The organism is uncultured Megasphaera sp. (assembly GCF_958350005.1).
Classification (GTDB): domain Bacteria; phylum Bacillota; class Negativicutes; order Veillonellales; family Megasphaeraceae; genus Megasphaera.
Genome location: NZ_CATWFF010000051.1, coordinates 1 through 11,968 on the forward strand (window position 1 = coordinate 1; position 11,968 = coordinate 11,968).

Here is an 11,968-nt window from a genome sequence, read left to right on the forward strand (position 1 = left end):
GTATCTTCCAGCGCCTTGTAAATAACGAATTTTTCCCCTGTTTCCGTATGTTCTGCAATCGTAATAATTTCATAGTTTTTATTTTTAAAATGATGCCAGATTTCTTTTGCCTTTGGTAATTCTCTCATACTTGAACACCCTCCTGTGACGTCTGTCTGATTTGTCATTATTATATCACATTTCAACATAAAGTGTACGGCTTAAAACTTAAAAATTCGCCTTTTTTCTGCTAAAGACTGCCGGGCCTGTTCCAGGTCAATGCGGCCGCTGTCCTGCTCGGCAACATCTACGCCCAGACGCTGCTTGGCTTCCTCTTTGATTCGCTTATACAGCCCTGCCGGGAATGTATCGACTTTCGTCGTCACGCCGCGGGGAAAGACCGCTTCCCGTTCCATCGTATAGCCGTCGGGATAGCGCCGCGATGAACGGGGATGGTACATATCCACATACAGGTAATCTACGACGCGGCCGCTGACGTTGATGAGCTCAAACACATCAATATGGCCCTTCACGGCGATTTTATGAAAAAATACCATGGACCCCGTATTCCGCAGCCGAAGCCTCGACAAATAGGTCAGCTCCCCCAGCGGCCCATTAACGGGAATGGGATTGGTCACATCATGGCCAAAACGGCCTTCAGCGCCGTTTAGAACGTCGCAATCTTCTCCATGCAATACTTTCTCTGCCAGATCTGGCGGAAGGGTCTTATTCTGCAATTCCGGCGAATTAAACAGCTGCAGCGCATCATCATACATCTGCTCGCTTCTCGTCCGGTTTATATTCTGATTCTTTCTTAGGGCTTCAAAAAATCCCATATCCCCTGTGTTCCTCCTCTACTATGAATGAGACCGTATATAACGATGTCTCTATTATAGCATAGAACAGGGCCACCCAGGCACTTCCAACAAAAAAACCTGCCTGCGTTCGGAGCAGACAGGTTTCCATAAAGCTCTTAAATATTAATTTCGTTCTTTTCCCGGTAAATAATCCATTCCGCAATATTGTTGGCATGATCGGCCATGCGTTCTACATACTTGACAATGAGGACATAGTCGATGTACTGCCGGGCATTGTCCGGATCCTTGCTCATTTGCGAGCCAATTTCTCCTAAAATCGTATTAAAGGCAATGTCGACAATATCGTCTTTATCCTTCATAAATGCAGCCTGCGAGCTTTCGCTGCCCTGATAAAAATCGAGGACATCGCTGACCATGGACGACATAACGCCGTACATTTCCTTCAGTCCCGGCGGCGGAGCAATAGGCCGTCCCGTTTCCTTCAGGATCATGACGTAATGGCAGATATCGGCGCAGTGATCGGCAATGCGTTCCAGATCAGACAGGATTTTCAGCGTTGCCATAAGGCTTCTCCAGTCCGATGCAGCCGGACTCTGGAGCATGCTGATATTCAGATCCATACGCATGCATTCTTTGACTTTCTTGTCAATATCATCATCGCCGCGATAAATTTCACTGGCCAGAGCCGTATCAAACGATTCCAGCGCTTTCCAGGTCTTATCAATGGCGTTTTCTACTGCCATGCCGAGAGAGCCAATTTCCATTTTAAGCTGCTCTACGGAATTGTCGTATTTCTTTAACATCCTGCTTTCGCCTCCTATTAACCGAACCGGCCCGTAATATATTCTTCTGTCTTCGGATTAGACGGATTATTGAACATATCGACTGTGTTATTATATTCAATCAGTTCGCCTAACAGGAAGAACGCTGTTTTGTCGGAAATACGGCGAGCCTGCTGCATGCTGTGCGTAACAATGACGATGGTATAGTTTTCTTTCAGTTCCAGTGCCAGGTCTTCGATTTTCTGCGTAGAAATCGGGTCCAGGGCCGATGTCGGTTCATCCATGAGGATAACAGACGGACGGGCTGCCAGGGTACGGGCAATGCACAGACGCTGCTGCTGGCCGCCGGACAGGCCAAGAGCACTCTTGTGCAGACGGTCTTTCATTTCATCCCAGCAGGCTGCCTGGCGCAGGCTCTTTTCGACGATTTCTTCCAGTTCTTTTTTATTATTGATGCCCTGAATGCGGGGGCCATAGGCAATATTTTCAAAAATACTCTTCGGGAACGGCGTAGGCTGCTGGAATACCATGCCGACGCGGTAGCGCAAGGCCAAAGGATCGACTTCTTTAAAAATATCTTTTCCTTCAAAGAGAATTTTTCCCGTTACGCGGCAGCCTTCTACCCAATCGTTCATGCGGTTCAACGTCTTGAGGAACGTCGATTTGCCGCAGCCCGACGGGCCGATGAGAGCCGTAATTTCATGTTTGCGGATTTTCATGCCAATCTGCTTGAGTGCCTGCGTCTTGTCATAAAACAGATCCAGACCGCTTACATCAAAGGTATATTCCACATTTCCTGTATCTTCCATGCCAATTTCCTCCACAGCAACCTTTTCCTTTGCTTTCTGCGCCGCTGCGCCAAAACCAACCAGCGTCGTAGTCATTTCTGCCATTATTTATTTCCTCCCATTTTCTTATCGAGCCGATAGCCCAGGTACCGGGCAGCCAGGCTGAACGAGACGACGAGAACCATCAGGATCGCCGAAGACGTAGCGGCCATCTGTCCTGCATCAGGATGAAGGGCTTCTGTACGGAGCGCCCAGATGTGCAGGGCCAGCGTTTCGCCAGGACGGAACGGGTTGAGTGCACACGATGACGACGTAATATCCCAGTTAGCCCAGTCAATATCTGTCGACATACCGGCAGTAAACATCAGGGCAGCGGCTTCACCAAACCCACGGCCGGCAGCCATGATCAGGCCGGTCATGATCCGGGGCAGGCAAGCCGGCAGCAAGACGCGCCAGATCGTCTGCCAGTGAGAAGCACCCAGGCCCAGACTGCCGTTGCGGTAGCTGTCCGGCAGATTGCGCAGGGCATCTTCCGTAACGGATGTTACCAAGGGCAGCGTCAGAATGGATACAGCCAGAGAACCGGCAAAGAGGTTCCACTGCGATCCTGTCATGACGATGAATACGAGATAGCCAAACAAGCCGACGACAATGGACGGAAGAGAAGCCAGGGTTTCTACGGCCATGCGCACCCAATGGGTAATGCGGCCTTTCTTGGCATATTCAGCCAGGAAAATACCGGCCGGAATCCCTGTAATCGTACTGGCAATCAGTGCCAGAAATACCAGATACAAGGTATTGAAGAACATGTTGCCCAGGCCGTTCGGCGAGAAGGACAGCATCTCCGTATTCATGCCGCTGAACCCTTCAAAGATGACGTAGGCAATAAAAGCGACAAGAAGAATGACGGCAAATCCGGCGCCGCCGACAAAGATGGCGGTCATCATATGATCTGTTTTCTTTTTTGCTTCTACACTGACCATATTACCGTCCTCCTTTCACGTTTGAAGCTGCATTGAGCTGATGAATGAGGAATATAAACAGGAACGACAGCAGGAACAGGATCAGTGCCATCGTCCACAAAGCGGCACTGTATTCGCCGCCTTCCATGGCACCGCCCATATCGGCGGAAATAGCTGTCGTCAGCGTACTGGCCGGCAGAAACAGAGACGTCGGGAATACTTTCATCTGGCCAATGACCATGGCTACAGCCAGAGCTTCGCCAAGAGCGCGGGCCAGACCCAGAATAATGCCTGTAAAGATGCCGCCTTTGGCAGCAGGCAATACGACGTGAGCAATCGTTTCCCACCGCGTAGCGCCCAGCCCATAGGAAGCTTCCCGCCATGCTTTGGGGACAGCGGCCATGGCGTCAGCAGCCATAGTCGTAATAGTCGGGAAAATCATGATAGCCAGGACGATACCTGCAGCCAGGACCGAAAAGCCAAAGGGCATGGGAAATACCTTACGCAGCGCCGGAATCAGGACGGTCATACCGACAAAGCCGTATACAACGGACGGAATCCCCGTAAACAGTTCAATCGCCGGCTGAATCATCCGCCGTGTCCGGGGCGTAGCGATTTCCGTCATGAAAATAGCTGACGCCATGCTCAGAGGCAATGTAATTACCAGGGCCAGGGCACAGGTAACGAGCGAGCCTGACAGGAACATGGCTGCACCTACATGGCCGCCGCCTTCGGCTGTATCACTCGGATTCCACTGACCGGAAAACAAAAATTCCATAATACTGTGGCCAAATACGAAGAACGTATCTGTACCTTTAACGAAGAGAAAGGCCCCAATGAGAAACGGCACCAGTGCCATACCGATGCCGCATACTGTAATGAAGGTTCGGGCTGCTTTCTCGCTTCGGTGGGCTCTTAAAACCGCCGATTCGATCGAATTCATTACATTTCCTCCATTTAATTAGTGAACTTCTTTAGTCTGCATCTTGGAGCTTACGCCGTAGCCCAGTTCTTCAATGCGTTTGCCATATTCATCGCCAGTAATGTATTCCAGGAAGGCTTTAACAGCTGCTTTCGGTTCTTTGCTGGTGTAAATGTGTTCATAGCCCCATACGCCGTATTTGCCGCTGTACGTGTTTTCCAGGGTCGGTTCTACGCCGTCAATGGATACAGTCTGTACGGTCTTATCATTGATGAGGTACGGAAGAGCCACATAGCCAATAGCGCCGGGGTTCTGAGCTACGCTCTGAACGAGGATGCCGGAGTTATCTGTTTCCAGAGATTTGTTGTCTGCTTCTTCTGCGTCGTTAATAGCATATTTTTTGAACAGTGCCCGCGTACCCGATGTTTTCGGACGTGTTACGAGGACGATCGGTTTGTCTGCACCGCCAACATCTTTCCAGTTCGTAACTTTTGCCGTGAAGATATCAGCCAGCTGCTGGCGCGTCAGGTTCGTAACGCCGGCGTCTTTATTGACAATCGTAGCGACTGTCATGACACAAACTTTATGGTCCTGCAGTTTTTCTGCTTTTGCTTTATCCAGTTTCGTTTCAGCCGGAACGTCAGAGTTGCCCATATCTACGGAGCCGTCAGAAACCTGTTTCAGACCCGTACCGGAACCGCCGGCATTTAACGTGATGGTAACGTCTTTGTTGTTGGCTTTAAACTTTTCTGCTGCATCCTTTACGAGCGGAAGCAGTGCAGAAGAACCGGAACCGGTAATGCTGCCCGATACAGCTGCCGTCTTACCGCCGTTATCGCTCTTCTGCTGGTTGCTACCACAACCTGCCGCACCGACTACCATCACAGCAGCCAACGCTACCAATATAAACTTTTTCAACTTCATCAGAAATCCTCTCCTTTTGTTTTTGCACGTATGTATGTATGCTTCATTTCTGAATACAGCCCTATCTTATCAAGTAAACGTAAGGGTCCCATATAAACAATGTAAAGTTTTGTAAAATTTAAACCAGGTACTAATACCAAAAAAAAGACGCCTCCCAAGAGACGTCTTTTAGCAGTATGCTTTAATAGAGAATGGTTGTTCCGGTGTCTGTCAGTGCGGCCGAACAGCCGGCAGCGTTGATGCGCCGTAAGGCATGACGGCAATCGTATAGGTTTCATTGCCGTCATGGTGCAGCTGTTCCTGCGCCAGGTGCCATGCTTCTTCCAATGTTGCCGTAGGAATCTGTCCGCTCTGAATCATGACGGCGTTGTTTTCCGGACGCGTTACAGCATATACAGCACGGAGAGACTGAATAATGTCTTTGGTCTTATACGCAGAAAACGAAGGAATCGTAAACTCCTGCCGCAGCTGCCGTTCCCACTCCTGGCCGTCCTGTATGGCAAAGGCCCGGGCAAATTCCGGCGGTTCCGCACTGTCCGGGCAGTCCATGACGACGATCATAATGCCTCCGGGCTTGACTGCAAAGACCGCATTCATATGGGCTTTCGTAGCCTGATAAAAATTGATGTCCTTCGGATAGCCGCCGGCCGAGGTAATGACTACATCAGCCTGTTCCGGCATATAGGCCGTATCAATGCGGCTGAGAAGACGGCATCCTTCTTCCCAAGCCCGGAGCCAGTGGCCGGCAACGACATCATAAACCGATCCGTCTGCCGACAGGACTGTATTGACCATATAGTCCGGATTGATGAAAGAAACGCCTTCTACCATATCGTCATGCATGGCGTTTCCCAGCAGATTACCGGCACGGCACTGCTCGTTCATGCCGCCAGTCTGCTCGTCATTCAGGGCCAGGCCATGATTTCGCATAATCGTATCGTATCCGGCAAGACCGGGGAGGACAGCCTTTCGGCCGCCGCTGAATCCGGCCATGTCATGAAAGGATATGCCGCCGGTCAAAATGAGGTGATCTGCTTCAACGGCCTGACGGTTGATGTATACGTCGTTGCCGAAGGACGTGCAGCCAACCCGTACGAGCTGGGCCGCATCCCGGCAGTCGTGCTGCACAATCTGCAGGGTTCCTGCCCACCGAGGTCCGCAGATCTGAACCAGCTCTTCCTTCGTCGCCGGCCGATGGGTCCCCAAGGCGACAAGCAGCCGTATATGCGCCAGCGAAATGCCGGCAGCCTGCAGCCGTTCCAGCAGGACATCCAGCATTTCTTCCGTATGGACAGCCCGTGTAGCGTCACTGACGACAATGACCACCCTTTCGTCCGGCCCGATTCGCTCTGTCAGAGCGGCCAAAGACGGCTCCACTGCCTGGCGGACTGCCTGGCGCACATCGGCAGCAGGCTGTGTCGGCTGGCCACGCAGCACATAGCGCACATGCTCTTCCGGCAGCGCCACGGTCTGCTGACTCTTCCCATAAGGAAAGGTATATATGCGATTCATTATGTCTCCTTTATCTGATATACGGGGAAATGAACAGTAATCTCTGTCCCGCTGTTTTCCTTGCTGTGCAGCGAAATGGTTCCGCCGTGATATTCCGCAATGTGCTTGACAATCGACAGACCCAGTCCGCTGCCGCCGATTTTCTGCGACCGGCTCGTATCGACGCGGTAAAACCGTTCAAATATGCGCTTCTGCTTATCTTCCGGAATACCAATGCCTGTATCACGAACCGTAAAATCAACAGACCTTCCCTTATCTTTGACCGTCACGTATACGTGGCCGCCAGGGAAATTATACTTCACAGCGTTATCGATAAGATTCATGGCCATTTCCCGGATCAGTCCCTTGTCGCCAAAAAAGGCCACATGTTCCATATCACAGCGAATGGTTACTTTCTTTTCAATCAGGACAGGTTCCATGAATTCGACAATATCATTGACAATATCCTGCAGGTACACGGGCTCCTGGGGCCTGCATTCCCGGTTTTCTTCAATCCGGGTCAGATGCATGATTTCCTCAATCATGCCCAAAAGCCGCTTGGCTTCCTTCTGAATAAGAGAGCCGAAATGAACGACATCGTCATCATTTTGAAACAGCCGCGCCGCCAGCACTTCTGCAAATCCGCTGATAGACGTCAGGGGCGTCTTCAGCTCATGAGACACGTTGGACGTAAATTCCCGCCGCAGCTGTTCCCGCTGTTCCTGTTCCGTAATATCGTCAATAACGAACATAGTACCATAGAATTCGTCGTCTTTGTATACGGACTGGACCGTCAGCAAATACAGCACATCGTCGCAGCTGATTTTCTGTTCCCATACCCGGTCCGAATGAGTACTGCGATGAATTTCATCCCACGATGCATCTGGAATAAGCGGTTCCAACGGCCGGCCCACAAGAGAAGCCCCGTCTTTCTGCCGCAGAATCGTCACGGCACAGTGGTTGATCCCCAGAATACGATACAGGTGATCCGTCATGATAACCCCTTCCTGGAGATTTTCCATCATGAGGCGGATAATATTGCGCTGCTGTTCAATGCTGTGGATATTTTCCTGAATAATCTTGCTCTGATAATAAATCTTTGACACCAGAGGCTGTAGTTCCTGATCGACGACCGGAACCTGATTCAGCGAGCCCGCATCAGTATTACTGATAGTCTGTATCATCAGCACGGTCTGACGAAGCGGCTGCAGGAGCTGTGCCGTCAGTACGCGCGCCGCCTTAATGCAGGCAAAAGCCGCCAGAATCAGCAGGCCGCAGACAATAGGCAGAATGGACAGGAAATGAGAGTAAATGGAATCCCGTTCAATACTGATGCGTAAAATCGTGCCGTCCGGCAGTTTCTGCGCTTCATAATACAGGGATTTCGACAAGGTCTGGGAATTGCGGACTGCCGTTCCCTTCCCGTTCTGGATAGCCCCTTGTACTTCCGGCCGTTCCAGGTGATTTTCCATGAGTCCCTTGTATTCCGATTCAAACAGCACTTTTCCTTCTTCATTAATCCACGTAATACGCAGCCTGCCGTTTTCCTGTTCCGTCACCCGTTCCAGATACTGCCGGGGATAATCCGTCTGCTCGATAGCCGTGGCAATGCTCATGGTGTATACATCCATTTCCTGAGAAATCTGCCGCTGCATAGAATGCCAGAATACACCAATAGAAATAAGGGTAGTTACGACCATGCAGGCAAAGCCGAGGCAGATGAAGCTAATATAGATTTTGCGCTTCATACGCCGCCGCCAATCACATAGCCTACGCCGCGGACGGTGCGGATAATCTGACCGCCTTCGCCGAGTTTCTGCCGCAGGCTTTTAATATGCATGTCAATAGTCCGGCTTTCGCCTTCATACGTAAAGCCCCAGACAGCTTCCATAATCTGTTCCCGCTTGAGGACGATGTCAATATTGACCAGCAAATACCGCAGCAGTTCGAACTCTTTAACCGTCAGATGACATACTTCACCGTTGACGGTAACGATATGCTTTTCTCCGTCCAGCGATACAGGGCCGAAGGTATAAATATTGTTTTCCGGCCGCTGCGGTTTGCTGCGCCGCAGCACGGAGCGAATTCGGGAAATGAGTTCGACAATACCGAAAGGCTTGCATACATAGTCATCTGCACCGCCGTCGAGACCGCGGACAATATCGTATTCACTGGTCTTTGCTGTCAGCATGATAACCGGCAGCGACCGGAGATGGGAATCCTTGCGGATCTTTTCCAGTATTTCCGTGCCGCTTTCTCCAGGCATCATAATGTCCAGCAGCAGCAGAGACGGCCGCTTTTCAGCCAGAGCCTTCCAGAATTCTTTGCCGTCTGCAAAGGTTTCCACGTCAAATCCCTGACTGCGCAGAGCATAGCCTACGAGTTCGCGAATATTTTCATCATCTTCTACACAATAAATAAGTGCCATACGCCCACATCCTCACTGTAAAATAACCTATTTTTCTAGTATAGCATGATACACAGCTTATTTCAGCATCTGGAAACATTTCCGTAAAATGTCCGTAAAATCTGACAAAAGGCTGCAGCCAGGAAGCATCCGCTTCCCTGCCGCAGCCTGTCTGGCTAGTCAAAATCTTTTGCCCGCAGCTGAACCTGCCATTCTTTATCGACCTGCTCATACGTAATAATTGCCGTAAAGGAATGGAGATCCCGAACCCATGTAAAATTGCGGTCTGCTATATCCCGCGTATCCAGATTCTGGGTCAGCGAGAAAATAAACGTATCCCGCGGCGTCAGCACGTAGCCTACAGAAAAGCCCTGCTGCCGCGGATCGTCGATCGTATCAAAGCGATACGGCGTATAGCCGCTGACATTATGTTTTTTATACCAAACATCGGCCCACAGCCGGTCATTAATACCCTGATGGAGCGTGACGCCGCTGTAAGGATCACGGCGCTGGGCATTATCCGTAGAATACCAGTCCCGCCGATAGCCGGCAAAGAAGCGAATATTAGCTTTATCCCACAGCGGAATAGGCCGATGGGAAATTTCCGACCGTATGCCCCGATGCGTGCCTGTATCGACACCGCTTTCAGACCAGCGTCCCCAGTTGGCGCTTACATCAGCATAGATACCTGTATCGCCGAAATGCAGGCGCGGCGCAAAATATTCCAGTTCCGGCCATTTCGTCGCCCAAATGTTATCATCATTGTCCGTACTTTCTTCCTGGCTGTAACCCAGACGGAATGTACCAAAAGACGTATCCTTTTCCAGTCTTGCTGCCGGCTTGAAGCCGTTGCTCGTGTTGAGGACGTAATTGACATTAGCCCGCAGATCGCCGCTGTCATTCAGCGGGAACACAGCATATCCCCGCAGCCCCAGGCCATCGTCGCTGTTATACGTCGGTCGCGGCAGGAGCGTGAAAATCCAGGGCCGAGTATTATCATCCGGACGCAGACTGCCTTCATAATGGCCGTACGTAAACAAACAGATATGTTTGAACCACAGTTTCGTATTTTCCGCTGTAAATTTCTCGCCTGGATAAATGCGAATATCATCGCCGGTCAGGTAATAGTCCGGCGTCTTGGCCACTGCATGAGGCGTCGTAATCAGGCCGTGCTTGATATAGCCCACGCCGTTGACCAGTTCTGCCCCGGAACCGCGGACGAAGGTATCAGCATCCATAAACCCTTCCATGTTCTTCATAGATGCATTATTTTTTCCCGTATAGGTAACATCTGACCCGGCCAGAGCGGTATCGCCTGTAATATAGACTACCGGCCCCTTGGCATGATATACCTGGCTCTGCGTATTGCCTTCTACATCATTGGCATAGATCTGATCCATGCCCTGCTGAATATCGACGTTGCCCCGGGCCCGGACATAATGATCCCTGTCGCGCACGAGAAACGTATCTGCTTCCATATGAACGGGCTGATCCGGCAGAACCACGTCATGAGCCTGTGAAGCCGCATCCAGATCAACAGGCACAACAGCCTCTTTTTCTACGGGCACGCGCGCCGAAACATCACCTTCACTGTCTGCCGCAGCAATCGAAAAGGGCAGTACTGCCGCCACAATCGATGCGGCCCACCATTTATTCATGTACATCACCAGTCTGTTCTTCTGTCGGCGAAATCGTCACTACGACCTGGGCGTTGTCATCAGAATGGGCCGCCGTATCAGCACTGCTGTCGCCGGCATCACCGGTATCTCCCAGTTCTACTGGCGTCACGCTGCCGTGATAACCCGTTTCTTCTGCCGTGCTGCCCGTATGAGACGGCACCTGGACACCGCTGGCGGCCATATTCGCCGATTTCATATCATCTGGCGCCTCATTGCGGCGAAAACCCATCACTTCCGTATTGGCTTCCGTTTCAGCCAGCATGTCCGTACCGGCAGGAATTTCCACGTCGTTGCCGTGAACGAACAGGCCGCCGACCAGCCCGACAGGCCCCAGAATAATCGCGCCAGCCGCCGAAGCGCCTACAGCCCCGGCAGTCCGTTTATATTCTTCTTTCGCCTTTTCACCGATAATCAGCGATACAGGCGTACCGTCAGCAGCCCGGACAGAATGATAGGTAATTTCGATCTTGCCGTCTTTGCCAAACCGGCCGGACTTGCGGGCTTTCGTAATCGTTCCTGTCGCTTCCATGCCGCGGGGAATGGCTACAACATCGCCGACCATGACGTCATCGGTTACGGCAAACTGCACTGTATCCCCTTCCTGAGCTGTCTTGGAATCGAGCGGTTCCAGTGTATGAACCGTGACCAGCGTCGAAGCCGGAATAGTCACTTCCTGGGAGGTGTATTTGGCATTACCCAGCAGTGCCTGGCGCAGAGAGCGGACGCGGCCTACAAGGGAGCCGCTGGTCACCTTGCCGTCAATGCCTTCTTCCAGAGAATCAACACGTACCAGCAGCGGTTCTTCCGTCACCTGACCGGCATACTGCCACTGCATGAGGTTGACTGCTGCCACCAGGGACAGGTCCGATCCGGAACTTCCGTATACGTCGCGATACAGGGCGTCCGTCTTATTCTGAATACTTCCTTCCACTGTATTCTGTCCATTGAGCAGCGTATCCAATGCAGCAATGCGGTCATTCAGCGACCCCGTCTGCGTCGTGCCGTACACTGTCGTTTCTACTTTTTCCGTCTTTTCCAGAATCGTATAATCAGCTGCACCGGCAGTCATGACGCCGCACAGCGCCACAGCCGCCATAAGGCAGGCAATTTTTTTCTTCCACATAAGTCATTCCTCCTCTATATATCCCAGTATATACACATACGGCACAGCTATTCTGCGCTATGCCGTACGACTCTCCCCAAGAAACTCTTACAT

12 protein-coding genes are annotated in these 11,968 nt (G+C 51.3%); all 12 read right to left on the reverse strand.

Translation table 11 applies throughout. The features are described 5' to 3' along the window. Nucleotides 1–188: DUF1653 domain-containing protein (locus Q3886_RS04495; protein ID WP_367881550.1), on the reverse strand; the 188-nt coding region annotated here is incomplete at its 3' end. A 12-nt stretch (nucleotides 189–200) separates the two neighbouring features. Continuing rightward, the gene (locus tag Q3886_RS04500; protein ID WP_301859973.1) at nucleotides 201–815 is read right to left on the reverse strand and encodes a hypothetical protein; all 615 of its coding nucleotides are present in this window, start codon (nucleotides 813–815) and stop codon (nucleotides 201–203) included. A gap of 137 nt (nucleotides 816–952) precedes the next feature. Then, nucleotides 953–1,600, reverse strand: a complete 648-nt coding sequence (phoU, locus tag Q3886_RS04505; protein WP_301859974.1) for a phosphate signaling complex protein PhoU — start codon at nucleotides 1,598–1,600, stop codon at nucleotides 953–955. A gap of 17 nt (nucleotides 1,601–1,617) precedes the next feature. Next, nucleotides 1,618–2,388, reverse strand: coding sequence for a phosphate ABC transporter ATP-binding protein PstB (gene pstB / locus Q3886_RS04510; RefSeq protein WP_301859984.1), 771 nt, complete (start codon nucleotides 2,386–2,388; stop codon nucleotides 1,618–1,620). Between the two features lie 83 nt (nucleotides 2,389–2,471). Beyond that, nucleotides 2,472–3,350, reverse strand: a complete 879-nt coding sequence (gene pstA / locus Q3886_RS04515) for a phosphate ABC transporter permease PstA (RefSeq protein WP_301859975.1) — start codon at nucleotides 3,348–3,350, stop codon at nucleotides 2,472–2,474. A gap of 1 nt (nucleotide 3,351) precedes the next feature. Continuing rightward, nucleotides 3,352–4,272, reverse strand: coding sequence for a phosphate ABC transporter permease subunit PstC (pstC, locus tag Q3886_RS04520; protein ID WP_301859976.1), 921 nt, complete (start codon nucleotides 4,270–4,272; stop codon nucleotides 3,352–3,354). An 18-nt stretch (nucleotides 4,273–4,290) separates the two neighbouring features. Then, the gene (locus Q3886_RS04525) at nucleotides 4,291–5,175 is read right to left on the reverse strand and encodes a phosphate ABC transporter substrate-binding protein (RefSeq protein WP_301859977.1); all 885 of its coding nucleotides are present in this window, start codon (nucleotides 5,173–5,175) and stop codon (nucleotides 4,291–4,293) included. 210 nt (nucleotides 5,176–5,385) lie between these two features. Beyond that, nucleotides 5,386–6,687 carry a nickel-dependent lactate racemase gene (gene larA / locus Q3886_RS04530; protein ID WP_301859978.1) on the reverse strand — a complete coding sequence of 434 codons (1,302 nt, stop codon included), beginning with the start codon at nucleotides 6,685–6,687 and terminating at the stop codon, nucleotides 5,386–5,388. Beyond that, nucleotides 6,687–8,414, reverse strand: coding sequence for an ATP-binding protein (locus tag Q3886_RS04535; RefSeq protein ID WP_301859979.1), 1,728 nt, complete (start codon nucleotides 8,412–8,414; stop codon nucleotides 6,687–6,689). The genes larA and Q3886_RS04535 overlap by 1 nt, the downstream gene beginning before the upstream one ends. Next, nucleotides 8,411–9,094, reverse strand: a complete 684-nt coding sequence (locus Q3886_RS04540; RefSeq protein ID WP_301859980.1) for a response regulator transcription factor — start codon at nucleotides 9,092–9,094, stop codon at nucleotides 8,411–8,413. The genes Q3886_RS04535 and Q3886_RS04540 overlap by 4 nt, the downstream gene beginning before the upstream one ends. A 155-nt stretch (nucleotides 9,095–9,249) precedes the next feature. After that, nucleotides 9,250–10,731, reverse strand: a complete 1,482-nt coding sequence (locus Q3886_RS04545) for an LptA/OstA family protein (RefSeq protein WP_301859981.1) — start codon at nucleotides 10,729–10,731, stop codon at nucleotides 9,250–9,252. Then, on the reverse strand, nucleotides 10,724–11,875 hold the full coding sequence (locus Q3886_RS04550; RefSeq protein WP_301859982.1) for a hypothetical protein: 1,152 nt from the start codon (nucleotides 11,873–11,875) through the stop codon (nucleotides 10,724–10,726). Before Q3886_RS04550 ends, Q3886_RS04545 begins: the two co-directional genes overlap by 8 nt. Nucleotides 11,876–11,968: the final 93 nt, after the last annotated feature.